Origin of the sequence: Halolamina pelagica (assembly GCF_001307315.1) — an archaeon.
GTDB lineage: Archaea > Halobacteriota > Halobacteria > Halobacteriales > Haloferacaceae > Halolamina > Halolamina pelagica_B.
The window spans coordinates 2,308,709-2,333,172 of the sequence record NZ_LGUC01000001.1 but is presented as its reverse complement, the minus strand read 5'-3'; the positions used below and the strand labels follow the sequence as shown (position 1 = coordinate 2,333,172).

Sequence of the window (24,464 nt, the reverse complement as noted above, 5' to 3'; positions counted from 1 at the left end):
CCCCGGGCTCGCGGTCGGCCGAGGCCTCCGTGGCCGGCGACGGACCGATTGCCGTGGCTGTGTGTCTCCAACTACGGTGAGTGGACGACGACGGCCGCCGCCGAGGAGGTAGGGTGTGACCACCCCGCCGACCCGCCAACCGCGCCACCTCGTTTTTTACGGAAGCCCCCGAACGCACACCCATGACCGACCGCATACTCGTCGCGTACGACGGGACGCCCCAGGCCGAAGACGCTCTCGAGTTCGCCGTCGAGGAGTGGGGTGCCCACGAGATCACGCTGCTGTACGTCATCAACCCCGTCGAGGCCGGCTACAGCGCCGGCGTCGGCATCCCCAGCGGCGGCGAGGAGTGGTTCGAGCAGGCCCAGGCCGACGCCGACGAACTGTTCGCGGAGGCACGCGAGACGTACGGGATCGAGTTCCGGACCGAGAAGGCCGTCGGACGACCGCCGCAGACGATCGTCAACGTCGCCGGCGGCGAAAGCGAGGATGTCGACGCGCCCACGTACGACCACGTCGTGATCGGGAGCCACGGCCGCACCGGCGTCTCGCGCATGCTGCTCGGCAGCGTCGCCGAGAAGGTCGTTCGCGAGTCGCCGATTCCGGTCACCGTCGTCCGGTGAGGCCGACGACACGACGGTAACGGCGGCGTCACCCGCTGACGCCGCAGTGACCTAATTACGAGTTACTCGACAAGTATTAAACCTCGAACGGCCTCTAACGGGTATGGAGTTCGACGAGGCCGTCCAGACCCGCCGCAGCGTCCACGAGTACAGCGACGAGCCGGTCGACGACGCCACCATCGAGGCCGTTTTCGAGCAGGTTCGGTACAGCCCCTCCAGCTACAACCTCCAGCCGTGGGAGTTCCTCGTGCTGACCGAGGACGAGAACCGCGAGCGGCTCAAGGAGGTCGCGTACGGCCAGGAGCACGTCACCGACGCGCCGGTGGCCGTCGCGGTGCTGGGTAACACCGACCCCAGCGCGCACGCCGAGGCGGTCGCCGAGGACCAGCTCCGGAAAGGGTACCTCCCCAACGAGGAGGCCAAGGCGGGACTGATCGAGACGATCGACGGGATGGCCGAGCGCGGGGAGCGCGAGAACCGGCTCTGGACCACCCGCAGCACGGCGCTGGCGGGGATGACGCTGATGCACGCCGCCCGCGCCGAGGGGCTGTCGACCTGTCCCGTCGGCGGCTTCGACGGCGAGGCGCTGCAGGCGGCGTTCGACATCGACGACCAGTACGAACCGGTGATGCTGGTGACGATGGGTCACGCGGCGGCGAACGCTCAGGACACGACCACCCCTCGGAAGTTCCGCCGCTCCGTCGAGGATATCGTCCATCGCGAGACGTTCGAGCCGACCGCGGCCGAACTCGACGACGAGGCGGTGGCCGAGCACTAGGCGGGGCAATAGCCGGCCACGGCTCGCGACCCGTCGCGGCCGTCGTGCCGCGACCGCGGAGCCCCCGCTGTGGTCGTGCAGTAGCCAACTGCGGCCAGCGACCCGCCGCGGCCCCCTTTTCGATCTCAGACGCCGGGGATACCGAGTGCGGACACCTCGACGAGGTTCGCGACGGAGAGGATCCACAGCAGCACGATCGCCGCCAGCCACGCGGCGAAGCCGATCCCCGCGGCGCGGAGCCAACCACCGGGGTAGCGCCAGTTCACGACGCCGATCCACAGCAGCAGTAGCAGCACCGGCCCGATAGCCGGAATAGCGCTGATGAAGCCGAACAGGGCGTACACCAGCGCTCCGACGGCCGCAGCGGTCACCGCGTTCCCGAACGCCGGCTCTTTCTGTAGCACGAGCTTGGCGCCGATGTGGATCGCGAGCGCGCCGACGAGCAGGCTGACGACGCCGACGATCAGTCCGTCTAGGATGGCCATACCTCCCCAATCGGCGCGCGCGAGGGAAAGCGTGGTGGGCGTCCCGACGGCGGCGGACCGTCGTGGCCGAAGGGTTTAGCCTGGGTCACTGCGTTGGTGCGCACGAATGGACGAGTCGGAGCTGCGGATGGACCAGCGCGTCCGGAAGTCGACTCGGGAGACGCTCCGTGAGTCGTTCGTCACGGGGCTGGCGGTCGTCGTGCCGGTGCTGGTCACGGTCATCGTGCTGGCGATCGCGTTCCAGTACGTCTACAACTACCTCACGATCCTCGCGCGGGGATCATCGACGCCGGCGATCTGGTGAACATCCCGGTGTACGGCGACATTCCCGTCGGACTCGTCGTCATCCAGCTCGCCACGCCGGCGGTCCTGCTGGTGGTCATCATGGTGGTCGGCGTGTTCACTAACACCACCAAGTGGGGCGAACGCGCGGTGAACTACTTCGACTACTTCATCTCTCAGATCCCCGCCGTCGGCGGCGTCTACGAGTCGTTCCGACAGATGAGTGACGTGATGCTGGAGTCGGACACCCAGAGCTTCCGGGAGGTAAAACTCGTCGAGTTCCCTCACGAGGGCGCGTACACGCTGGGGTTTGTCACCACCGAGACGCCGGACACCCTCGCCGAGCCGGCGGGCCACCCCGAGATGCTCACGCTGTTTCTCCCGCTCGCACCGAACCCCGTGATGGGCGGGCACCTGGTGCACATGCCCGCCGACCGCGTGATGGACGTAGACATGACCGTCGAGGAGGGGATCCGCGCCATCGTCACCAGCGGCGTCGCCGTCGAAGGCGGCTCCCAAACCGGCACTGGTGGGCTGTCGGCGGCGGCGATGCGCGATCTCGCCGGCGCCGAGTACGCCGATCAGCAGTTCAACCCGGAGCGGGACTCGCCGGGCGTTCGCCGATCGGAGCCGGTCGCCACTGATCGCGCCGAAACCTACGACGAGTCGGTCCACCCTCGCCGGGCGACGACGCCCGAGGACATCGCTCGGCGTGAGCGCCCGGCGGCCGGCGATGCCGACGCGACGACGCCGCGGGCTCACGCCCACGCCACGGACGCCCAGCGGGCGAACGTCCCCCCCGCTGAGGAGGCAGGCCGCTACCCCACCGAGGCCGAGGAGACCGAACAGCGCCCTGCGGCGGCGGCCGACCGAGCGGCCGAGGCGCGCGACTCGACCGACCAGCCGCCGGCGGCCGCCGCCGGCCGGGAGCCGGCGGACGGCGACGGGACGGCCGACCCCGAGGACGGCGATCCGGAATCGAGCGACGACCAGCCGGCGGCAGACGCCAACGAGGAGCCATGATGGCCGAGTTCACGCTCAAAGAGCACACCGCCGACGTCGCCGTCGAGGCGACCGGCGCCGACCTCGGCGCGACGTTCGCAGCCGTCGCCGACGGGCTCACGGCGGCGATGTGTGACGACTGGCCGGCGGCCGACGCGCCCGACGGCGGCGAGCGCACCGAAATTCGGGTCGTCGCGGAGAGCCCCGAAGCGGTGCTGTACGACTACCTGGACGAGCTGATCTACGAACGCGACGTGCGAGCGGTGCTTCCAGTCGACAACGCGGCCAGTGTCGAGGAGAACGGCGAGTGGACCGTCGACGGAAGCTACCGCGCGGTGCCGCTCTCGGCGGTCGTCGCCCGCGACGTGAAGGCAGTGACCTACTCGGAGATGAGCCTCGAGCGCGTCGACGGGGGGTGGGAGGCGTACGTCGTGTTCGACGTCTAGCCGATCACGGCTCGCGACCCGCCGCGGCCACTGTGCCGCGGCGTCGGAGCCTGTTGCCGTGATCGTGTGTATAACCAGTGAGGGCTCGCGACCCGCCGCGGCCGCTGTGCCGCGGCGACGGAGCCTGTTGCCGTGATCGTGTGTATAACCAGTGAGGGCTCGCGACCCGCCGCGGCCGCTGTGCCGCGGCGACGGAGCCTGTTGCCGTGATCGTGGCAACCCTTCGCCGGCGTCGACGCTACGTGTCCACGTACTGCCGGACGAGCCCGCACTCCGGGCAGACGTACGTCGTCGGTTTCAGCTTCTCTTTGGCACCGAGCGTCCCCAAGAGCCCATCTTTGGGTTCGTCCGTCACCAGGTGGAGTTCGAACCCGTCGGAGGTTCGCGTCGTCGCCTCCTCCATCGTCACGCCACAGTCCGGACACCGTCGGGTCGGCATGGTTGGGGCTGTGTCTGCCGGCGACAAAGTGGTACGGGGGAACGAGCTTTCCCGTTCCGGAAACAGGGATGTGGTATGACGCGACACACCACATCCGCGGCGCTCGTAGTGGGCACGCTGCTCGCCGTGGTTCCGGGCCGGGTGCTGGCACACGTTCGATACGTGACCCCCAGTGAAGGGGCTGGACGGGCCGCCGAACTGCTCGGCGCGGTCGCGTCGGACCCTCTCGCGCTCGCGCTGCTCGGCGGCGGCGGCATCGGCGCCGCCGCCGCGGGCGCCGGCTGGCTCAGCTACCGGCCGCTCCGCGCAGACCTCGCGGTGCTCCGAACGATGCTCGAGAGCTACGACGACCTGGTGCCGTGGCTCGCCCGACTCGCGATCGGGCTCCCCATGGTCGGTGCGGGCTTCACCGGCTATCTGTTCTCACCGGCCGCGACCGCCGACCTGCTCGGCCTGCCGGGGCCGCTGATCCGGCTGTACGGCATCGGTGTCGGCTTCCTGCTCGTGTTCGGCTTCGCCACCCGGCTCGCGGCGCTTGCGGGCCTCGTCGGCTACGTCGTGGGACTGGCGTTCAGCCCCGCGCTGTTGCTGGCACTCGAGTACGTCCCCGGGTTTCTCGCGATCCTCGTCCTCGGGGCGGCCGTCCCAGCGCGGACGACGTGTTCGCACGGCTCTCGGCCGCCGAGGGAACCGCCTACCAGCGGTTCGACCCCGTGCGGGAGTCGCTGGCACCGCTCGGCGAGCGCCTGGCGACCCGGGCCGATCTCGTCCCGGTGATCGTCCGGGTCGGGCTGGGGGCGTCGTTCGTCTACCTCGGTCTCGTCCAGAAGCTGTTCATGCCCGGACAGGCGCTCGGCGTCGTCGCGAAGTACGACCTGACCGCGGTCGTCCCCGTCTCGCCCGAACTCTGGGTCGTCGGCGCCGGGCTCACGGAGATGGCGCTCGGGATCGCACTCGCGCTGGGGCTGTTCACCCGTGCCGGCTGCGGCGTCGCGATCGCGATGTTCACCACGACGCTGTTCGGGCTGCCGGACGACCCGGTGATGGCGCACGTCTCGCTGTTCGGCCTGGTGTCGGTGCTGGTGATCACCGGCGGCGGCGCGTACTCCGTCGACCGCTGGCTGGCCGGGCAGTTCGGCAGTACGGGAGCGACTGAGCGAACCGGCGCCGAGTCGACGCCGATGGCCGACTGACACGGAACGGTCTTTCCGCTCCGGCCCCCACGCTCGGGTATGACTACGAGGGAGTTCGACGACATCACGCTCGAACGCGTCCGGGAGCACGTCTGGGAGATCGCCCCGGAGGGTGAGATGGAGGTGCCGGCCCGCGTGCTCGCGAGCGAGGCGCTGCTCGAGGAGATCGGCGACGACGACAGCCTCCAACAGCTGAAAAACGCCGCCCACCTCCCCGGGATGCAGAAGTACGCGCTCGCGATGCCGGACGCCCACCAGGGGTACGGCTTCCCCGTCGGCGGCGTCGGCGCTATCGACGCCGAGGACGGCTGCATCTCGCCGGGCGCCGTGGGGTTCGACATCAACTGCGGCGTCCGAATGCTCCGGACGCCGCTCACCTACGACGACGTACGCGGCCGCGAGGAGGAACTGGTCGACGCGCTGTTCGACGCCGTCCCCTCCGGCCTCGGCGGCGGCGGCGTCGTCGAGGGGAGCCGCGATGCCGTCGACGGCGCGCTGGAACGGGGCGTCGAGTGGGCCCTCGAGGAGGGGTACGCGACCGAGTACGACCTGAAACACTGCGAGGACGAGGGCCGGCGACCGGACGCGAAGCCGGAGTACGTCCCGAAGAAGGCCAAAGACCGCGGGATGAACCAGATGGGGAGTCTCGGCTCCGGGAACCACTTCCTCGAAGTCCAACGCGTGACCGACACGTTCGACGACGGCGTCGCCGACGCCTACGGGCTCCGCGAGGGCGAGATCGTCGTCCTCATCCACTGCGGGAGCCGCGGGCTGGGCCACCAGATCTGCTCGAACTACGTCCGGAAGATCGAGCAGGAACACGGCGAGCTGCTCGATCGACTCCCCGACAAGGATCTCGCGGCCGCCCCCGCCGGCTCGGCGCTGGCCGAAGAGTACTACGGCGCGATGTGCGCCGCGGTCAACTTCGCGTGGGTGAACCGCCAGCTGATCACCCACCGGACCCGGGAGACGCTCGCCGACGTGTTCGACGCCGTCGACACCGACGACGTGGAGCTACTCTACGACGTGGCCCACAACATCGCCAAACGGGAGACCCACGAGGTCGACGGCGAGCAGCGGGAGCTGTTCGTCCACCGGAAAGGCGCCACCCGCGCGTTCCCCGCCGGCCGCGCGGAGGTGCCCGCGGCCTACCGCGACGTTGGACAGCCGGTGATCATCCCGGGATCGATGGGCGCCGGGAGCTACGTACTGAAAGGCGGCGACCGCTCGCTGTCGGAGACGTTCGGCTCCACCGCCCACGGCGCGGGCCGGCTGATGTCCCGCACGCAGGCCAAACAGGAGTTCTGGGGCGGCGACGTGCAGGACGACCTCGCCGAGCAGGAGCACATCTACGTGAAGGCGAACTCCGGGGCGACGATCGCCGAGGAAGCGCCCGGCGTGTACAAGGATATCGACGAGGTCGTCCGGGTCAGCGGCGATCTCGGTATCGGCGACAAAGTGGCGCGGACGTTCCCCGTCTGCAACATCAAGGGCTGAGGGGAGTCCGGCCGACGCGTCAGCAGGGGATGCGGATCGGTTCCGGTGCCGCGATCAGGGCCACAGCCCGCGGGCGTCGTGGGCCTCGGCGACGCGGGAGAGCGCGACGATGTAGGCGGCGTCGCGCCAGGTCACGTCGCGGCTCTCGAACTCCTCGCGCACGTCGGTCCACGCCGCGAGCATCTCGGTCTCGAGCTCGTCGTTGACGCGTTCGAGCGACCACGCGCGGCGGTTGATGTCCTGGAGCCACTCGAAGTAGCTCACGGTGACGCCGCCGGCGTTGGCGAGGATGTCCGGGATCACCGGGATGTCGCGCTCGGCGAACATCTCGCTGGCCGCCGTCGTCGTGGGGCCGTTGGCCCCTTCGACGATGATGTCGGCGTCGACGGCGTCGGCGTTGTCGGCGGTCAGCACGTTGCCGATGGCGGCCGGGATGAGCACGTCCACGTCGAGTTCGAGCAACTCCTCGTTCGAGACCGTCTCGGGGGCTTCGTGGGTCATCACGGCTTCCGGCTCCTCGTGATGGGTCGGGATCGAGTGGGTGTCGAGCCCGTTCGTGTCGTAGATGCCGCCGTTCACGTCGCTGAGCGCGACGACGTTGGCGCCCCACTCGTCGAGCAGGCGGGCCGCGTTGGCGCCGACGCTGCCGTACCCCTGGATCGCGACGGAGGTCTCCTGGATATCCTTCTCGTAGTAGTCGATCGCCTCGCGGGCGATGATGGCGACGCTGCGGCCGGGCGCGCTGTCCCGGCCCTTGCTGCCGCCGATGACCGGGGGCTTGCCGGTGACGACGCCGGGGATCGTCTCGCCCTCCTGCATCGAGTAGGCGTCCATCAGCCACGCCATCGTCTGCGGGTCCGTGCCCATGTCGGGCGCGGGGATGTCGATCGTCGGCCCGATCACGTCACGGAGCTCCTCGGTGAACCGACGGGTCAGCTGCTCCTTCTCGCGGTCGCTCAGCTCCTTGGGGTTGACGGAGATCCCACCCTTCGCGCCGCCGAAGGGGAGGTCCATCACCGCGCACTTCCAGGTCATCCACATGCCGAGGCCGACACACTCGTCGCGCGTGACCTCGGGGTGGTAGCGCAGGCCGCCCTTGTGGGGGCCACGGACGCTGTCGTGCTGGGCGCGGTACCCCGTGAACACGTCGACGCTCCCGTCGTCGCGCTCGATGGGGACCGTGACTTCGTGAACGCTTTTGGGGTGTTTGAGCCGTTCGACGATGTTCGGGTCGATGTCGAGGTGGTCGGCCGCGTGCTGAAGCTGGCGCCGCGCGGTCTGAAGCGCGGATTCGTGCTCTGTCGGCTCCTCAGTGGGCTCCTCGGTCTCTGTAGTGGATGTAGATGCCATGATTACTCGATCGGTGTCCGTCGGTTACGCATCGCACCGGCACAGTCCGGACATTTGCCCGGATTGTTTTCCGCAACGATAACGCTGCCGCACTGGAAGCACTCATAGGGGGTCTCTTCCTCCGGATTCTGGTCAACGTCTCTCATGGTGACGAGCCCCACGCCCTGGCGGGTACTCGGCATCGACTACTGGAGTGACGGGGGAGTATTTCGTCGTTGACTACCGAACCGCGTCGAGACGAGCGGGTTGAGCATTCAACAGTGCCCCGCGATCACACGATCGGACAGAACGAACGCGAAACCGCCGCTACCGGCGTCAATCGGCGTGTGCGGTCGCGACCGGGGCGTGGTCGTCGACCAGGGCGGCGAACAGCTTCCGCTGGACCGTCCGGACGTGCTGATAGAACGCCTGCGGCGAGATATCCAGCGAGTCGGCCACCTCCTCCCCGGTGACGCCCCGCGGCGTCTCGAAGAAGCCGCTGTAGTACGCCGTCTCTAACACCTCCAGCTGGCGGTCAGTCAGGCGCTCGAGCACCGAGGCGTAGAAGCCGTGTTCGGAGGCCTGCTCTCTGGTCTGTTTCGCAGTGAGCTCCACCGCGCCGAAGCGCTCGCGCAGGAACTGCGTGACGTGTCTGGTGTCGACGCTCCCCGGCACGTCGATGGTGAGCGCCGTCCCCGACTCCGTCGCCGACGCGGTCTGGAGGATGGCGCCGTGGTCGGCCAGCTCGGTCGCGAGAAACGGCTTCGAGAGCTGGAGCCGGACGACGCCGCCGGTCTCCCCGCCGCGGATCTCCTGGACGTCGTCGACTAGCACCAGCGCCCTCGCGGCGTCGACGACGCTGTCGACGGGGGCGTCCTCGACGGTGACGAACACGTAGTTCCCGGTTGCGGTCTGCTGGACCCCGCCCTCGTAGCTGAGCGTGCAGTCCGCCGCGTCGGCCAACTGCGTGAGAACGAACGAGCGGTCTGACACCGCGTAGTCGACGCGGGTCATCGACGTGGTGAGCAACGCACGCTTGCGCTCGCTGGCGCTGATCGCCGACGCGATCGTCTCGCCGAGCTCGCCCAGCACGGTCCGTACCGGGTCGTCGAACGCGTCCGGCGTCTCGGCGTACACCGTGAGGACGCCGTAGGTGAGATCGTTGTACACCAGCGGGATGCTCAACACCGAGAGGAAGTCCCGGGAGATGGCGTCTTTCCGCCACGGTGCCGCTCGGAGGTCGGCGGCGACGTTCGACACCAGCGTCACCTCGCCGGTGGCGGCCGCCCGTCCCGCCGGCTCGACGCCGTCGGCGGCGACCGGGAACGACTGGCTGTCGATGTACCCCTCCTCGGCGCCAGCCCACGTCTGTGGGTTGACGGTGTCGGTCGCGGCGTCGACGGTGCCGATCCACGCGAACCGGAAGCGGTTGTCGGCGGTGAGCCGCTCACAGACGGTGTGGTCGATCTCCTCCCTGGTCTCGGAGCGAACGAGCGCCCCGTCGATCTCGCGGATCGTCTCGTTGATGCGGTTGAGCGTGCTGAGCTGCTCGTTCCGGCGTTGGAGCTCGCGATCCTGCTCGCGGAGCTGGGACTCCCGACTGACGCGGTCGAGGGCCGCCTCGGCGGTCGCGGCGAGCAGATCTGCCAGCTCGCGGGTCACGTCGTCGAAGACGCCGACGGCGGTCGAGCCCGCGATGAACACGCCGTGGTTGCCCAGCGGGATGTACGCCGCGCTCCGGATATCCGTCGCGGGGTTCTGCAGCCGATCGTCGGCGTGCACGTCGTCGAAAAACAGCGCTTCGTCCTCGACGAAGCTGTGGCTCGTCAGGTCGCGGCCGTCGGCGTGGACGGTCGGGAGGGGGCCGTTGGCCGCCCGCATCCCCGGCGACTGGGCGGCGGGCTGGAGGTGGTTGTCGTCGGCGTCGAACAGGTAGACCGCTCCGGCGTCGAGATCGAGCACGGAGCCAGTGTCGTCGACGACGTGCTGGGCGATCTCCTGGTGGGTCTCGGCGTAGAGGAAGTCGCGGGCGGTCTCCTGCAGCGTGGCCAGCGCCTGTTCGCGCTGCTTGCGCTTGGTGATGTCGCGACAGCTGTACAGCAGCGTCCCGTCCTGAATCGACACTTCGCGGACGTTGACGAGCAGCGTGTGCTCGCGGCCGGCCTTGTCGGTCGCGGTGACCTCGATGTTCTTCAGCACGCCCGACTCCGCCAGCGCCTCGCGGTCGAACAGGTCGTCGCCGAGCAGTTCGTCGATCGTGCCCAGTTCGCGGATCTCGTCGGCGGTGTAGCCGAAGATGAAGTGGACGTTCGGACAGACGTACGTGTACTCGCCGTCCTCGTCGGTCATCAGGACGGTGTCGGTCATGTTGTTGAGCGTGACGCGGTGGAGCTCTTCGGACTGCCGGAGCTCGCGTTCCAGATCGACCCGGTCGCCGATGTCCATCCCGTCGACGACGATCGAGACCAGCCGGCCCCGTTCGTCCTTCACGGGCCGGACCGAGAGCTCGAACACGCGGTCGCCCGTGACGCCGTCGCGGGTGACGACGGCCCCGCCGAACTCGCCGCTGCCGGCGGTCTCGACGAGGCGTCGAACGTCGGCTGCGGCGGTGTCGTCGTCGGGCCACCACGGCAGCGTCCAGAACGGCCGGCCGACGAGCGCGTCGGTGTCCACGTCGACCATATCCCGGGCGACCTCATTGACTCGCGTGAGAGTTCCGTCGGGGTCGAGCACCCAGGTCGCGGTCCGGGCGTCGTCGAACGTGGCGTCGAACTGCCGGGCACGGTCGCGCCGGGTCTGCTTCCGCTGAGCCGCCCGAAGCGCCTCCGCCGTCCGCCGGAGCGTGTCGTCGACGCCGTCCTCGCGGGCGCCGTCGACGACGATGTAGTCGGTGACGCCCGCCTCGATCGCCTCGCTGGCGAGCGCCTCACTGCCCGCGGCGCTCCCGAGGACGACCGGGAGCGTCGTCGTCTCGCGAATTTCGTGCACCAGGTCGATCCCGGTCGCGTCGCCGAGTTCGTTGGCAGTGAGCACGGCGTCGACGGCGTCGGTTCGAACGAGATCCAGCGCGGCCGCGGCCGTGTCGACGCTGTCGACGCTCCCGTCGGTCCGACGCCTGAGTCCGTCGGCGACGGCGACCGTCCAGTCGGTGTCGCCGACCACGGCGACCCGTGCGTCGTCGAGAACAGTGTTAGATAGCGAGGGCATGTGGAAGTTGGATGCCGCCGGCGACCGACTCACGGCGGCTCGGTGTACGCGATTTAGGCCACCGACGGTGAAAACGCCGTTGTTTAACTATCAACCCCGGCCCAAGACCCTTCTTTCGATGTCAATGTGGTAGCTGTCCACGCAGCACACGAAGTACCAGGGATGTTTAGCCCTGTCCGGGCGCTACGCCGCGTATGTTCGACACCCGGCGCGGTCGGTTCGTCGGCATCGCCCTCGGGATCGTCGCGGTGGCGTTCCCGTTGGCGGTGCTGTTCACGCCGCCGGACCCGTACACGCAAATCGTCGTCGCCGGCGGCGTGGTGGCGTTCGCGCTCACGGCGGCGAACGTGCTCAGCCACCCGACGGTGTACAACCAGTTCCGTGAGGAGTGACCACCGCGTCGGCGCTCAGTCCCCGTGGGGGCCGGCGGGACCGCCTGGGCCGTCGGGTCCGCGAGTGCCGCCCATGCCGACGCCGATGGTGACGCGGTCGCCCTCGGGCTCCGGCTCGACCTCGACGCCGTCCTCGAACCGGACGAACGAGAGGTAGAACGGCTCGCCACAGCCCGCGTCCGGCGCGTCGGCGCCTTCGGGCAGGTCGTCGCCCGAGAGCAGCAGCTCCTCGTCACCGCAGACGATCCGGACGCCGTCGACGCCCGCCGCGTCCTCGAACGGTTCGTCCGGGTCGACGTAGCGCCACCCCTCGAGGGGTAGGGCGTGACGGTTTTGTCCGCGAGGTAGCCCTCGCGCTGGAGTTCGTGGACCGCGCCACAGCGCGGGCAGTAGTAGGTGACGGGGTAGGCCATACGCCGACGTAGGCGGGCGAGACGCACGTGCCTTTCGGCGCCGGCCCCTGGCGGGCGCCGTCGCCCGGCGCTCGCAGTAGCAACACCTATCGGGCGAGCGCCCCACGCCGCGACCATGATCGACGAGACGGTCGCCGAGATCCGGGAGATGCGGAGCCACTCCTCCTCAGCGGTCGCGGTGAAGGCGGCGACGGCGCTGCGGGAGCTGCTCGATCGTGAGTACGTCGCCGCCGACGCGTTCGACCGCGATCTGGAGCACAACGCCGGCGCGCTCCGGCGGGCGAACCCCTCCCACGCCTCGCTCCACACCGCGATGCGGAGCATCACCGACGCGGTGCTGGGCGAAGCCGACACGCCAGAGGAGGCGAAGGAACTGCTCGAAGACGCGATCGAGGACGCCGTCGAGCGCGTCGAGGCGGGGAAACGCCGCGCGGCCGCCCACGCCGCCGACACGATCGACGACAGCGAGACCATCCTGACTCACGACTACTCCTCGACCGTCCTCGAAGCGATCGAGACCGCCTGCGTCGAGGGCTGTCACCTGACTGCCTACGTCACCGAGGCCCGGCCGCGCTACCTCGGCCGTAAAACTGCCCGCACGCTGGCGGGGATGGACCGCGTCGAGCCCCACCTGCTCGTCGACAGCGCCGCCGGCTACGTGATGGACGAGGTCGACCGCGTCATCGTCGGCATGGACTGTATCGTCGAGGACACGCTCTACAACCGCATCGGCACCTACCCGATCGCCGCCGTCGCCGACCGCGAGGACGTCCCCGTCACGGTCGTCGGCTCCTCGACGAAGGTGATCGACGACTTCCGCTTCGAGAACGAGTTCCGCGCGAGCAGCGAAGTGATGCGCGAACCCGTGGAGGGCGTCGAGATCGAGAACCCCGCTTACGACGCGACGCCGACGGCGCTGGTGGACACGCTCATCACCGACGAGGGCGTCCAGGAGCTCTGACCGACTGCGAGACGATGGCCGATCCCCTGTCGCTTCGCACCCGCCGCGCCGTGGACGCCCGAATCCACGGCCTCCGCGAACGGTTCGGCGAGTTCCCGGTCGTCGACGCCACCCGCCGTAACGACCCCGAGTTCTTCGAGCACGGCGTCGACCTGTTCGAGGCGGGAATCCGCGGTGCTGCGGGGGCACGCGTCACCGACGACGACGGCCGACTGCTCCTGATCCGCGACGGCCGCAACCCCGAGACGTGGGCGCTCCCCGCCGGCGGCCACGAACCGGGCGAGACGTTCCCCGAAACCGCCGAGCGCGAGGTGTGGGAGGAGACGGGAATCGACTGCGAGATCACGGGCGTCTGGCGCGCGGTCCGCAAACGGTTCGTCCGCCGGGACGACCCACAGCGCCGGGGGTATCTGCTGGAAGTGTTCTTCACCGCCGACGCGGCGGGCGGGGCGGTCGGGGTCGATCAGGACCGACTGGACGACGGCGAGAACGTGTTGGCGGCGGAGTGGTTCGAGGAGGTGCCGGCGGACGCGATTCCGGTGATCGAGGACCGAACCGCGCCGCCGGTGGTCTGACGCCGCCTGCTACTCCGCGGGGTACTGCGGCGTCTTCGGCGCGGCGATGCGCTCGACCTCTTCGCTGGTCAGGTCCACGTCGAGCGCGCCGAGATTCTCCTGTAACTGCTCGCTGCTCTTCGGACCGATGATCGGCGCGGTCACCACGTCCTGCGCCAGCAGCCACGCGAGGCTCACCTGCGCGGCGGTGGCGTCGTGGTCGTCGGCGATCGCGCGGATCTCGTCCAGCACCGCCCAGTTCGCGTCGGTGAACTTCTGCTCGACGTGTTCACTGACCTCGCCGCGGGAGCCAGCCGGCGCGTCGGCGTCGCGCTCGTACTTCCCGGTGAGGAACCCGCCCGAGAGCGGCGACCAGGGGATGACGCCCACGTCCTCGCCCTCGCAGACGGGCAGGAGGTTCGCCTCCTCGTGGCGCGCGACCGCGGAGTACTCCGGCTGCATGCAGGTGAAGCGGCTGTAGTCCTCGATGTCGCTGGTGTACAGCGCCTTCGTGAACTGGTAGGCCGACATGGTCGAGGCGCCGATGTACCGGACGCGGCCGGTCTCGACGAGGTGGTCCAGCGCGGCCAGGGTCTCCTCGATCGGCGTGTCGTCGTCCCAGCGGTGGATCTGGTAGAGGTCGATGTAGTCGGTGCCGAGTCGGTCGAGACTGGCCTCGACCTGATCGAGGATATGCTTGCGCGAGAGGCCGGCGCCGTTCGGGCCGTCGTGCATCTCGCCGCGGACTTTCGTCGCGACGACCAGTTCGTCGCGGTTCCGCGACCCGATGGCGTCACCGACGATCTCCTCGCTCTCGCCCGTCGAGTAGACGTTCGCGGTGTCGCCAGACTACGTCTGGCTGCCAACCAGAACCCTCCGGGTTCTGGTGATGTCGAGGAAGTTGATGCCGGCGTCCATCGCCTCGTGGAGCAGGTCGAGACTGGCGTCGCGGTCGTTCATCATCCACTCCGAGCCGGAGCCGAAGTTCATACAGCCCAGACAGAGCCGGGAGACTTCCAGGCCGGTCGAGCCGAGTCGCGTGTACTGCATCTCGGTCATACCCTCGCCTTCGGTCGGCAGGGGATAATGGTGGGCGTCGGCGACCCGATCAGACGGTGTCTCGGTCGGTGTAGGTGTAGCGCCGCGCGATCCGGTCGTCCGCGAACTCGTGGAAGTCCGCGAAGCCGATTTCGACGGCGTCGCCGTCCTGCTCGCCGCGGAACGTGCCGCGGACCGCGACGGTGGTGCCGTCCGGCACGACCGCGTGGAGTTCGTGAGTTCCCTCCGAGAGCGGGCGCTGCTCCTCGTAGAACGTCCGGAGCGCGTCCCGCCCCTCGATGGACGCCTGCCCGGGGCGCTCGTACACCACGTCCTCGGTGAACAGCGCGACGAGGTCGCCGTAGTCGCCCGCGTCGACCAGGTCGTAGTAGCGTCGTGCGGTCGCTTCGAGACTCATATCCGTCCGTCGTCGTGAGAACGGTTGAGTGTTGTCCTGGCCAACCGGCGGCGGGTAGCGGCAATCGGGGCGGACTGCGGCCGACAGCGTGGCGCAGTGATCAGTCGTCCACTGCGGCGGACAGCGTGCCCCAGTGATCAATCGTCCCCGGAACGGCCCCACGCCCCGGGAACACGACGCCCTCGCGACTCTCGACCAGTTTCCAGCCCGCGAGGCCGGCCGCGACGAACGCCATCGACGAGCCCACGGCGAACGCCGTCGGGTAGCCGACGACCGCCACGAGGCCGCCGACGACGACGGGGCCGACGACGCCGCCGATCCCCTTCGCCGTCGACCGCAGCCCCATCAGCTCGGACTCCCGCTCGTCGGGCGCCACGTCGCCGATGAACGCCAGCGCGCCCGTCGTCATCGCCGAGTACGCCGCGGCGATGATCACGAACGAGAGCGCCGCGACGGCCAGCCGCAGCGGCCCCGTGAACAGCGTCGCCGCCGCGGCGACCAGCGCGAACAGCCCCGAGCCGGCGATGCCGACGACGACCAGCGGCTTGCGGCCCCACGCGTCGGCGACCCGGCCGAACAGCAGCATGAACACGGCCTGGCCCGCGGGGTTGAGAGCCAGCAACGCGCCCATCGTGAACTCCGAGATGCCCAGGGTCTCGGGGAGGTACACCGGCATCAGCCCGAACAGGCCCATCACCGTCGCGTTGCGGAACGCCAGCGCGACGTACAGCATCCAGAGCCCGTTCCGACGGAGGTGGTCGCGGTCGTCGACCGCCGGGAGCAGGCGCCGGCGGACCTCCGTGAGCAGCTCGCGGACGGTGGGCTGGCTGTCGGGCTGTGGCGCGACGCTGTCGTCGAGGAAGACGACCACGAGCGTCGACACGAGGCTGCCGGCGACGATGATCGAGTACAGCCCGTCGGGCGCGAGCACGCCGAGCAGCATCCCGACCGCGAGCTGGCCGCCGCTGAAGCCGGTGGCCCGCGCGGCGTTGAAAAAGCCCAGCGAGCGCCCGCGGCCCTCGTCGCCACCCCGGGCCGAGACGACCGCGAGCATCACCGGCGCGAAGCCGACCGCGAACACCGCGTACAGCCCGCGGCTGAGGATCGGCACCCAGACGCCCGAGAACACGAACAGCGGGGCGAGCGCCAGCGTCGCGCCCAGCCCGGTCGCGACGAGCACGGTGCGTCGGCGCCCCGTCACGTCGGCGACGGCGCCCCAGAACGGCGAGAACACGGTCATCCCGAGGAAGTACGCGGTGGTGACCAGCCCCACCACCAGCGCGGAGGCGTCGTTCCGGCCGAGGTAGAACGCCAGCCCCGTCCCCAGGAGGATGCCGGCGCCGAACCGCGTGGCGGCGGCGACGGCGACGAGCAGGCGCTGGCGCGTGTCCGCAGCGAGCACAGCCGTGGTTGGGCGAGCGGGCGTAAAGTCCGACTGATCCCGGCGGGCTTCGCGCGAGGCGAGAGAGGTACACTCTTTTCGACCCGGCCCGGACTCGCCTGCATGAGCGAACCGGATATCCTCTTGCTGCGCCAGAAGATCCACGGGCTCTCGGTCGACAACTACGCCGACGCGATGCGCGAGCGGCTCCCCGACGCCGAGATCGCCGTCGCGGAGACGCCCGCCGAAGAGCGGGAGCTGATCCCGCACGCCCGCATCGTCGCCGGCTTCAACATCGACTCCGATCTCCTCGACCGCGCCGAGAACCTCGAGCTGTTCGCCTGTTCGTTCGCCGGCACGGGCCACCTCCCGATGAACGCGCTCGAGGAGGCGGGCGTCGCCGTCACCAACGCCTCCGGCGTCCACGGGCCGAACATCTCCGAGTACGTCATCGGCGCGCTGATCTCGCTGGCGCGGGACTTCCCCCGCGCCGCCCGCCAGCAGGAGGAGCGCGTCTGGCAGTCCTACGGCACCCGAGAACTGTACGGGTCGACGGTGACGATCGTCGGCCTCGGCGCGATCGGCCAGGCCGTCGTCGACCGACTCGAACCGTTCGGCGTCGACACCATCGGCGTCCGCTACAGCCCCGAGAAGGGCGGCCCGACGGACGAGGTGCTCGGCTTCGACGAGATCCACGACGCGCTCCGGCGCACGGACGCGGTCGTGCTCGCCTGCCCGCTCACGGACGCGACCCGGAGCCTGCTCGACGACGAGGCGTTCAAGACCCTGCCACCGCACGCCCACCTCGTCAACATCGCCCGCGGCGGCGTCGTCGACACCGACGCGCTGGTCAACGCGCTGCGGAGCAACGACATCGGCGCCGCGTTCCTCGACGTGACCGACCCCGAGCCGCTGCCGGCGGACCACCCGCTCTGGGGGTTCGACAACGTCCGGATCACGCCGCACAACGCCGGCCACTCGCCGGTGTACTTCGAGCGACTGAGCGACATCGTGGCGGCGAACTACGAAGCGCTAGGGACGGGCGAGGAGATCGAGAACCGCGTCGTCTGAACCGGTCTACACCCAGCCTTCTTCGACCAGCAGTTCGCCGTTGAGCACCGACGCGCCGGCGGCGCCGCGGATGGTGTTGTGCGCGAGGCAGTTGTACTGGACGCCCTCGTCGGTCGCCTGCAGCCCACCCGCGGAGATCTGCATCCCCTTGCCCCGCATCCGGTCCAGCCGTGGCTGCGGGCGCTCGGGGTCGTCGAACACGTGGATCGGCTGTGCCGGCGCCGACGGAAGGTCCACCGCCTCGAAGTTGGCGAGGGCCTCGTGCACCGCATCGGCGCTCGGGTCGTCGTCGAGTTCGGCGAACACGTTCTCCAGGTGGCCGTCCAGCGAGGGCACGCGGTTACAGGACGCCGACACGTCCACGTCGTGCAGCGAGAGCTCGCCGTCTTCCACGTCGCCGAGCAGCTTCCGGGACTCGGTCTCCATCTTCTCCTCTTCGCCGCCGATGTGGGGCAGGACGTTGTCGATGATCTCCATCGACGTGACGCCGGAGTAGCCCGCACCCGAAACCGCCTGCAGCGTCGAGACGTGGGCGCGTTCGAGACCGAACTCGTCGAGCGCGGCGAGGGTGGGCGTCATCGTGATCGTCGAGCAGTTGGGGTTCTTGACGAGCGCGCCGTCCCAGCCGCGCTGCTCGCGCTGGGTGTCGATCAGGTCGAGGTGGTCGGGGTTGACCTCCGGGATCGTGAGCGGCACGTCCTCGGCCATGCGTTCGTTCGAGGAGTTCGAGGAGACGACGTAGCCCGCCCGACAGAGTTCGGGCTCGATCTCGGCGCCGACGCTCGAAGGTAGCGACGAGAAGAGCAGGTCGAGGTCGTCGGGGAGTGCGTCGGGGCTGGTCTCGCGGACGGTCAGCTCCGCGATCCGCTCCGGGATCGGGGTGTCGACGCGCCACTTGGCGGCGTCGCGGTAGGACTCCCCGGCGCTTTCGGGGCTGGCGGTCACCGCCGCGATTTCGAACGTCGGGTGGTCGTCGAGCAGTTGGACGAATCGTTGCCCCACGGCGCCGGTGGCGCCGAGCAGGCCGACACGGACAGTCATCGCACGTCACTCCGTGACACCCTCATAAGTGGGTTCTGTTTCTCACGGGGATCGCCGTCGCGAGGCGGGTCTCGAACCTCTCCGTACGGGCCGAGGGAGATTCATGTCGGGTTACCCCGGATTAGCGGGGATCGGCGGGCTCCCCGAGGGTAGCATCCGGTTACTGGCGTAAACATCTGACTGGTTTTATGTAGTTTCCAGGCGAATCTATCCGTATATGTCTACAGAGTTCGGTGTCTTGTCTATCGTTCCGCCGTTGCTCGCGATCGTACTCGCGATCACGACCCGGAAGGCGGTGTTGTCGCTGTTTATCGGCATCTGGGCGGGGGCGGTGATCTTCACTGGCGGCCTCGGCGTCGTCCAGACGTTCGAGTGGATCGTTGTGGCTGTCGCCGGGGAGTTCCACGTTCGCATCCTCGTGTTCACGCTCCTCTTGGGCTCCGGCGTCGCGATGGTCTGGAACCTCGGCGGCTCGAACGCCGTCCGGGACTGGGCGATCGAACGACTGGACTCCCAACGGAAAGCCGGGGCGGTGGCCTGGGGGCTCGGGGTCGTCCTCTTTTTCGACGACTACGCCAACACGGCGATCGTCGGCTCCGCGATGAAGGACGTCTCCGACCACCTGCGGATCTCCCGGGAGAAGCTCTCCTACATCGTCGACTCGACGGCGGCGCCGGTGGCGACGCTGGGGATCTCCTCCTGGGTGGCGTTCCAGCTCTCGCTCATCTCCGACGGGTACGAGGCGGCCGGCGTCGCCGACCACCCGCCCGCCTTCGAGGTGTTTCTCAACTCCATCCCGTTCAACATGTACTCGATCCTCGCGATCGTGATGGTCGCCATCATCGTGGCCACCGGCCGTGACTACGGCGAGATGCTCGACGCCGAACACCGCTCGTGGCACACGGGACAGGTGAGTCGCGAGGACGCCCGCCCGATGCAGGACGTCGAGTCCGACCTCGGCGAACCGAACGCGGAGAACGCGCGGCTCGTGAACTTCTTCGTCCCCATCGCCGTCCTCATCGCCGTCACCGTCGCGAGCGCCCTGTGGACCGGCTACTCGCCCGGCGCGAGCCTCATGGACATGGTGACCAACGCCGACTTCGCGTCGGCGCTCATCTACGGGTCGTTCGCGATGGTCGCCACCGGGTTCGTGCTCGGAAAACTGTACGGGATTCTCACGCTCGGCGAGGCGACCGACACGACGATCGACGGCTTCGGCCTCATGCTGACTGCGGTCTCGATCCTCGTGCTCGCGTGGGGTATCGGCGAGGTCGTGAGCGCGCTCGGGACCGGCGAGTACGTCGCCGGGGTCGTCGGCGACTCGTTCCCGGTCGCGGTGCTGCCGGCGCTCGTCCTGGTGCTTGCGGCGTTCATCGCGTTCTCGACGGGCACGTCCTGGGGGACGATGGGGATCCTGACGCCGATCGTCATCCCGGTCGCGTGGAACCTCACCGGCGACCACACGATCATCGCGGCCGCGGTCGGCGTCATCTTCTCCGGCGCCATCTTCGGCGACCACAGCTCCCCCATCTCCGACACGACGGTGCTCTCCGCGACGTTCACCGGCGCCGACCTCATCGACCACGTCCGCACCCAGCTGTACTACGCAGTCACGGTCGCGACTGTCGCCGTCGCGTTGCTCCTCGTGTGGGGCGTCACCCGGATCTCGCCGCTGTTGTTGCTGCCGGTCGGTGTCGTACTTATCGTCGGGCTCGTGTACGCCCTCTCCGAGTTCGACGCCAGCCGGAAGGGGCTGGAGCCGGTCGTCGCCGACGCCCCACCGGAGGGGTCGGAGCCGGCCGACGACTGAGGCGGCCTCGACGCTCCTTTTAACCGCCTGCGCCGAGTAGGGTTACTCCGCGCCTTTAGTCCCCACCCGAGTACTCCCGACTGGGAGCGATGACCGCGTGGCGAACCCGGGCGCGGCACACCCGTCGCGAGAGCGACCGCCCGCCGGGGCGTACCCGGCCGCCCGGCACGAGGGTTAGCCAGCCGACGCGGCACGCAGCCCCGGAATGAGGCTGGCAGTTAGTGTTCCGGGCGACACGACACTCGACAGCGACAGCTCTCGCCCCCGAGCATGATGCTGCAGGTGGCTACTTCCCCGGCGAGCTACATCCGGCCGTCGTCGGCGGTGCGCTGGGTCATGATGACGCCGCTGAGCAGCATCAGGACGGCGAGCGCCACCATCCCGGCGTCCCAGCCCATGCTGCCGGCCGTACCGCTCATCGACCCGCCGCCCATGCCGCCGTTCATGCCGCTCCCCATCCCGCCGGCCATCCCCGTCCCGACCAGCGCCTGGTTCAACAGCATCAGCACCGAGTAGCCGATCATCAGGGGGCCGCTGGCGTCGCCCAGGCGGTCGGCGTAGTCGGTCAACAACACCACGCCGTGGACGAGGACGACGACGCCCAGTAGCGCCATCAGCCAGCCGCCCGTCCCCATCGCTGTCGCCGTCGACGCGCTCCACAGCGAGTAGCCGCCCGAGACGACGCCGATGGCCGCGCCGTACAGCCGCGTGTCCGAGACCATACGGGCAGTTTAGCCGGCAGTCGGTTAAACGCCCGCTCGAACCGGCGGCGAGCTTCCGCTGACGAACTGTGCCGCAGTACGACCGAAAAAACGGTCCACGGGGCGACGGTGAGGGCCGAAGTGGGGGGTTACTCGTGGCGGAGCGCGTCGATCGGGTCGGTTCGGGCAGCGTCCCACGCCGGGTAGATCCCGGAGACGATGCCCACGCCGACGCCGACCGCGATCGCGATCGCGAACCACTCGGGGGCGAACGACACCGGGAGATCGATCAGCTGGGCGGCCGCGTAGCCGCCGGCCAGCCCGACCAGGGTTCCCAGCACCGAGCCGATCACCCCGAGGATGATCGACTCGACGAGGAACAGTTGGACCACGTCGCGCCGGGTGGCGCCGACGGCCTTCATGATCCCGATCTCGCGGGTGCGCTCGGTCACACTCACCAGCATCATGTTGGCGATGCCGATGGCACCGACCAGCAGCGAGATCACCGCGATCCCGGTGATGAAGTTGGTGAACGTGCTGAGGATGCTCTGGATCTGCTCGACCAGCGCGTCGTTGGTCGTGAGCGAGATCTCGTACGACGCCGGTTTGAGCTGGCTGGCGTCGGACTCGTTCTGCAGGTACGCTCGGGCCGGCGTCTCGACCGCACCCACCTGTTCGTAGCTGGCCGCCCGGACCGTGAGCTGTGGGTACGCTCGCTCGCGCTCGCCGGTCGTCGGGCTCTCGGCCGTGGTCGTGTAGAACGGATCGGTCGGGACGTAGATCGCGGGCGTCCCGCCGCCGCCGCCGACGGCGGCGAAGCCGGTCGACTCGTTCAGTACGCCGGCGACGGTGAGCGTCCGGGAGTCGTTCTCGGCGAACTCGACGGTGATCTCGTCGCCCGCGGAGACGTTCTCCTCGAACATCCGTGCGGCGGCGGGGTTGAGTACGGTCTCGTTTGTCCCCGCCGTGAACGGGCCCCCGGCGGCGAACTCGTCCTCGTCGAAGGAGGCTGCGGTGGTCGCGGTCACCGCTGGCCACCTGATCCGGTCGTCCCGGAACTCCAGTCCCGCGATCCCGACCTGTCCGGTGGGGATGACGGCGTCGACGCCGTCGATCCCCTGTAGCTGCTCGATGTCGTGTTCCGTGAACACCGGGATCGACTCGGTGGAGCCGGGGCCGCCCTCGGGGCCGTCAGCCGGTCCGACCGTGGCCGCGATGTCCGGGCTGGAGGTGGCCACGTCGCCGACGATCGCGGCCTGCAGGCTCGCGCCCAGGGTAACGAACGTGATCACGGAGCCGACGCCGATCACGACGCCGAGCACCGTCAACACGGAGCGGAGCCGGTGGCCGGTGATCGCACGCCAGCTCATCCGGACGCTCTCGACGACGTTCATCGGCTCGCCTCCCCGGCGATCCGGCGCTGCTCGATCTCCTCGATTCTCTCGACCTCCCCGTCGAACAGGTGGATGATGCGCTCGGCGTGTTCGGCGACGAGGCGCTCGTGGGTCACCGTCAGGATCGTGTTGCCCGCGGCGTTGAGCTCCTCGAACAGCGCGAGGATGTCGGCCTCGGTGTCGCTGTCGAGGTTCCCCGTCGGCTCGTCGGCGAGAACGATCGCGGGATCGTTCGCGAGCGCGCGAGCGACCGCGACCCGCTGGCGCTGGCCACCGGAGAGCTCGTTTGGCCGGTGGTCGAGCCGGTCGCCAAGCCCGACGCTTTCGAGCAGGTCGGTCGCCCGCTCGCGCCGATCGCGCCGGCTGACGCCCTGGAACGTCATCGGGAGTTCGACGTTCTCGCGAGCGGTCAGTTGGGGCATGAGGTTGAACGTCTGGAACACGAACCCGATCTCGTCACCCCGAAGCGCCGTGCGCTCGGCGTCGGAGAGTTGGGTCACGTCGACGCCGTCGACCTCGACGACGCCCTCGGTCGGCGTGTCCAGACACCCCACGACGTTCATCAGCGTCGACTTCCCGGAGCCGCTCGGCCCCATCACGGCGGTGTAGGAGCCCCGGTCGATCGTGAGGGAGACGCCGTCGAGCGCGTGGACTGTCTGGTCACCCATCCGGTACGTTTTGCGGACGTCCTGCAGTTCGACGGCGGCGTCGGTCATGCCTTCGCCTCCGTCCCGTCGACGAGCAGGATGTGGTCGACGTAGGTATCGAGCGCCGCGCGGGCGGTCGTCGCGGCCTGATCGTCGCCGCCAGTGACTCGGCGCGTCATCGCGCCGGCGACGGTGGTTCCGACGAACTCCGCGACACGGTCGGCGTCCACGTCGCGGAACGTGCCCGTCTCGATCCCCTCCTCGATCACGTCGACCAGGTGGTCCTGGAACGCTCGGTCGTGCTCGGCGAACTGCTCCCTGTAGCGCTCGTCGTGGGCGGCCTGGGCCCGGAGTTCGACCATCGCGGCGGTGAACCCACGGTGCTCCGCGGAGAGTTCGGGGGAAGCATCGCGTCGACCACGGCGCCGAGTCGCTCGCGGGGGCCGTCGTCGTCGGTCTCCGGCACCGACGACTCATGTTCCTCGAGCATGAACTGCAGGAAGGCGAGCAGCAGCTCGTCCTTGTCGTCGTAGTGGTGATAGAGCAGCGACTTGCTCTTCTCGAAGCACTCGCCGATCCGCTGGATCGTCAGCCCGGCGTAGCCGTGCTCACACAGCGCGAGATACGTCGCCCGCATGATCGACTCCCGAGTAGTCTCGGGGTTCGCAAGAAACGGCGGTGTCTCCCCCATACTGATTGAATGTTCAGTTACCTAGATATGGGTGTCGGTTCGCGAACCACTGGCGACGGATCACAGTCGGTACAGCGACCACTCGAGTCGAGGCGAACTCGGTGCGGCGGCGAATCACCTCCAGGCGCAGCCGGCTCGCTGCCGACTCACGCCGAGTCGGAGTCGGCCGTCGCGAACTCGGTGGTACACCAGTGACAGAACCCGATCTCGGCGTCGACCTCCTTCCCGCAGTTGGGGCAGGTGACGGTGTCCGGTTCCCCCTCGGCGACGAGCGGCACGTCGACTTCGGGGTCGACGCTACCCCCGAATTTTCGCGGTACGCGAGCACGAACGCGTCGACTGCGCCGATCAGCTGGATGGCCATCGCCGGGTAGAGCTCGGCCCGGTTGGCCACCGCTTCGCCGGCGCTGATCGCCTGCAGGGTCCCGTCCGGGACGAACGCGATCGTCGCGGCGAACGCCAGCGCGATCCAACCGAAGCCCCGCAGCCACCGGCGCAGGTACAGGTGGCCGAAGCCGGTCGCGAGCGTGCCCAGCAGCCCGGCGAGATACGGCCGGAGCCGCTCCGGAACCAGCGACATACCGCCCTTGAGCGGGCGGTCGGCAAAATGGGTTCCGTCTGTGGCCGCCGGCGTCGCCCCCTCCCGCTCGGTCGGCGCCTGAACGATCGTT

General features: G+C 69.2%; 25 protein-coding genes and 3 pseudogenes. 12 read left to right on the top strand and 16 right to left on the bottom strand.

Annotated features, from left to right (window positions below; genetic code table 11):
* The first annotated feature begins 182 nt into the window (after window positions 1–182).
* Complete coding sequence (locus SY89_RS12120; protein WP_054584416.1) at window positions 183–623, top strand: universal stress protein; 441 nt, start codon at window positions 183–185, stop codon at window positions 621–623.
* 103 nt (window positions 624–726) lie between these two features.
* Window positions 727–1,401, top strand: a complete 675-nt coding sequence (locus tag SY89_RS12115) for a nitroreductase family protein (RefSeq protein ID WP_054584415.1) — start codon at window positions 727–729, stop codon at window positions 1,399–1,401.
* Window positions 1,402–1,526: 125 nt separating this feature from the next.
* On the opposite strand, the gene SY89_RS12110 is transcribed toward SY89_RS12115, so the two are convergent.
* Window positions 1,527–1,886: a hypothetical protein gene (locus tag SY89_RS12110; protein ID WP_054584414.1), complete on the bottom strand. Its 360-nt coding sequence runs from the start codon at window positions 1,884–1,886 to the stop codon at window positions 1,527–1,529.
* Between the two features lie 106 nt (window positions 1,887–1,992).
* Here SY89_RS12110 and SY89_RS12105 point away from each other — a divergent pair, with 106 nt between their 5' ends.
* From SY89_RS12105 to SY89_RS12095, 3 genes are read left to right on the top strand one after another with little or no spacing between them, the layout of a single operon-like run.
* The gene (locus SY89_RS12105) at window positions 1,993–2,190 is read left to right on the top strand and encodes a hypothetical protein (protein ID WP_054584413.1); all 198 of its coding nucleotides are present in this window, start codon (window positions 1,993–1,995) and stop codon (window positions 2,188–2,190) included.
* On the top strand, window positions 2,187–3,191 hold the full coding sequence (locus SY89_RS12100) for a DUF502 domain-containing protein (RefSeq protein WP_054584412.1): 1,005 nt from the start codon (window positions 2,187–2,189) through the stop codon (window positions 3,189–3,191). Before SY89_RS12105 ends, SY89_RS12100 begins: the two co-directional genes overlap by 4 nt.
* Window positions 3,188–3,616, top strand: a complete 429-nt coding sequence (locus SY89_RS12095) for an archease (protein ID WP_054584411.1) — start codon at window positions 3,188–3,190, stop codon at window positions 3,614–3,616. Before SY89_RS12100 ends, SY89_RS12095 begins: the two co-directional genes overlap by 4 nt.
* A 238-nt stretch (window positions 3,617–3,854) precedes the next feature.
* Here SY89_RS12095 and SY89_RS12090 read toward each other — a convergent pair whose 3' ends face one another.
* Window positions 3,855–4,055, bottom strand: a complete 201-nt coding sequence (locus SY89_RS12090; RefSeq protein ID WP_054584410.1) for a hypothetical protein — start codon at window positions 4,053–4,055, stop codon at window positions 3,855–3,857.
* A 75-nt stretch (window positions 4,056–4,130) separates the two neighbouring features.
* Here SY89_RS12090 and SY89_RS19685 point away from each other — a divergent pair.
* Window positions 4,131–5,248, top strand: a pseudogene (locus SY89_RS19685) (DoxX family protein).
* 39 nt (window positions 5,249–5,287) lie between these two features.
* Window positions 5,288–6,745, top strand: coding sequence for an RtcB family protein (locus tag SY89_RS12080; protein WP_054584409.1), 1,458 nt, complete (start codon window positions 5,288–5,290; stop codon window positions 6,743–6,745).
* A gap of 54 nt (window positions 6,746–6,799) precedes the next feature.
* On the opposite strand, the gene gdhB is transcribed toward SY89_RS12080, so the two are convergent.
* The 3 genes from gdhB to SY89_RS12070 form a co-directional block, all read right to left on the bottom strand.
* Window positions 6,800–8,095: a glutamate dehydrogenase GdhB gene (gene gdhB, locus SY89_RS12075; RefSeq protein WP_054584408.1), complete on the bottom strand. Its 1,296-nt coding sequence runs from the start codon at window positions 8,093–8,095 to the stop codon at window positions 6,800–6,802.
* A 2-nt stretch (window positions 8,096–8,097) separates the two neighbouring features.
* The gene (locus SY89_RS16090; RefSeq protein WP_144427247.1) at window positions 8,098–8,241 is read right to left on the bottom strand and encodes a rubrerythrin-like domain-containing protein; all 144 of its coding nucleotides are present in this window, start codon (window positions 8,239–8,241) and stop codon (window positions 8,098–8,100) included.
* A 169-nt stretch (window positions 8,242–8,410) separates the two neighbouring features.
* Window positions 8,411–11,281, bottom strand: coding sequence for a bacterio-opsin activator domain-containing protein (locus SY89_RS12070; RefSeq protein WP_054584407.1), 2,871 nt, complete (start codon window positions 11,279–11,281; stop codon window positions 8,411–8,413).
* A 194-nt stretch (window positions 11,282–11,475) separates the two neighbouring features.
* Between SY89_RS12070 and SY89_RS12065 the strand changes: the two genes are divergently transcribed.
* The gene (locus tag SY89_RS12065) at window positions 11,476–11,673 is read left to right on the top strand and encodes a hypothetical protein (RefSeq protein ID WP_054584406.1); all 198 of its coding nucleotides are present in this window, start codon (window positions 11,476–11,478) and stop codon (window positions 11,671–11,673) included.
* Between the two features lie 15 nt (window positions 11,674–11,688).
* On the opposite strand, the pseudogene SY89_RS18625 reads toward SY89_RS12065, so the two are convergent.
* A pseudogene (locus tag SY89_RS18625) lies at window positions 11,689–12,086 on the bottom strand (hypothetical protein).
* Window positions 12,087–12,201: 115 nt separating this feature from the next.
* On the opposite strand from SY89_RS18625, the gene SY89_RS12055 reads away from it, so the two are divergent.
* The gene (locus SY89_RS12055) at window positions 12,202–13,047 is read left to right on the top strand and encodes an eIF2B alpha/beta/delta subunit family protein (protein ID WP_054584404.1); all 846 of its coding nucleotides are present in this window, start codon (window positions 12,202–12,204) and stop codon (window positions 13,045–13,047) included.
* Between the two features lie 14 nt (window positions 13,048–13,061).
* Window positions 13,062–13,622: an NUDIX hydrolase gene (locus SY89_RS12050; RefSeq protein WP_054584403.1), complete on the top strand. Its 561-nt coding sequence runs from the start codon at window positions 13,062–13,064 to the stop codon at window positions 13,620–13,622.
* A 9-nt stretch (window positions 13,623–13,631) separates the two neighbouring features.
* Here the strand turns inward: SY89_RS12050 and SY89_RS12045 are convergent.
* From SY89_RS12045 to SY89_RS12035, 3 genes and pseudogenes are all read right to left on the bottom strand, one after another.
* Window positions 13,632–14,660: pseudogene (locus tag SY89_RS12045) on the bottom strand (aldo/keto reductase).
* Between the two features lie 49 nt (window positions 14,661–14,709).
* Entirely contained in the window at window positions 14,710–15,057 is a 348-nt protein-coding gene (locus SY89_RS12040) for a nuclear transport factor 2 family protein (RefSeq protein WP_054584402.1), read from the bottom strand.
* Between the two features lie 100 nt (window positions 15,058–15,157).
* Window positions 15,158–16,459 carry an MFS transporter gene (locus SY89_RS12035; RefSeq protein ID WP_054584401.1) on the bottom strand — a complete coding sequence of 434 codons (1,302 nt, stop codon included), beginning with the start codon at window positions 16,457–16,459 and terminating at the stop codon, window positions 15,158–15,160.
* A gap of 102 nt (window positions 16,460–16,561) precedes the next feature.
* On the opposite strand from SY89_RS12035, the gene SY89_RS12030 reads away from it, so the two are divergent.
* Window positions 16,562–17,509, top strand: a complete 948-nt coding sequence (locus SY89_RS12030) for a D-2-hydroxyacid dehydrogenase (protein WP_054584400.1) — start codon at window positions 16,562–16,564, stop codon at window positions 17,507–17,509.
* A gap of 6 nt (window positions 17,510–17,515) precedes the next feature.
* On the opposite strand, the gene asd is transcribed toward SY89_RS12030, so the two are convergent.
* Window positions 17,516–18,550, bottom strand: a complete 1,035-nt coding sequence (gene asd, locus SY89_RS12025) for an aspartate-semialdehyde dehydrogenase (protein ID WP_054584399.1) — start codon at window positions 18,548–18,550, stop codon at window positions 17,516–17,518.
* A 217-nt stretch (window positions 18,551–18,767) separates the two neighbouring features.
* On the opposite strand from asd, the gene SY89_RS12020 reads away from it, so the two are divergent.
* The gene (locus tag SY89_RS12020) at window positions 18,768–20,360 is read left to right on the top strand and encodes a Na+/H+ antiporter NhaC family protein (protein WP_054584398.1); all 1,593 of its coding nucleotides are present in this window, start codon (window positions 18,768–18,770) and stop codon (window positions 20,358–20,360) included.
* A 302-nt stretch (window positions 20,361–20,662) separates the two neighbouring features.
* On the opposite strand, the gene SY89_RS12015 is transcribed toward SY89_RS12020, so the two are convergent.
* The 6 genes from SY89_RS12015 to SY89_RS19865 all read right to left on the bottom strand — a co-directional run bounded on the left by SY89_RS12015 (window position 20,663) and on the right by SY89_RS19865 (window position 24,071).
* Window positions 20,663–21,082: a hypothetical protein gene (locus tag SY89_RS12015; RefSeq protein ID WP_054584397.1), complete on the bottom strand. Its 420-nt coding sequence runs from the start codon at window positions 21,080–21,082 to the stop codon at window positions 20,663–20,665.
* 128 nt (window positions 21,083–21,210) lie between these two features.
* On the bottom strand, window positions 21,211–22,455 hold the full coding sequence (locus tag SY89_RS12010; RefSeq protein WP_054584396.1) for an ABC transporter permease: 1,245 nt from the start codon (window positions 22,453–22,455) through the stop codon (window positions 21,211–21,213).
* Window positions 22,452–23,171, bottom strand: coding sequence for an ABC transporter ATP-binding protein (locus tag SY89_RS12005; protein ID WP_054584395.1), 720 nt, complete (start codon window positions 23,169–23,171; stop codon window positions 22,452–22,454). Before SY89_RS12005 ends, SY89_RS12010 begins: the two co-directional genes overlap by 4 nt.
* Entirely contained in the window at window positions 23,168–23,464 is a 297-nt protein-coding gene (locus SY89_RS16705) for a TetR family transcriptional regulator C-terminal domain-containing protein (protein ID WP_144427217.1), read from the bottom strand. Before SY89_RS16705 ends, SY89_RS12005 begins: the two co-directional genes overlap by 4 nt.
* Window positions 23,368–23,793, bottom strand: coding sequence for a TetR/AcrR family transcriptional regulator (locus tag SY89_RS12000; RefSeq protein ID WP_144427216.1), 426 nt, complete (start codon window positions 23,791–23,793; stop codon window positions 23,368–23,370). The genes SY89_RS16705 and SY89_RS12000 overlap by 97 nt, the downstream gene beginning before the upstream one ends.
* A 146-nt stretch (window positions 23,794–23,939) precedes the next feature.
* Window positions 23,940–24,071, bottom strand: coding sequence for a DUF7575 domain-containing protein (locus SY89_RS19865; RefSeq protein WP_463467451.1), 132 nt, complete (start codon window positions 24,069–24,071; stop codon window positions 23,940–23,942).
* Window positions 24,072–24,464 lie beyond the last annotated feature (393 nt).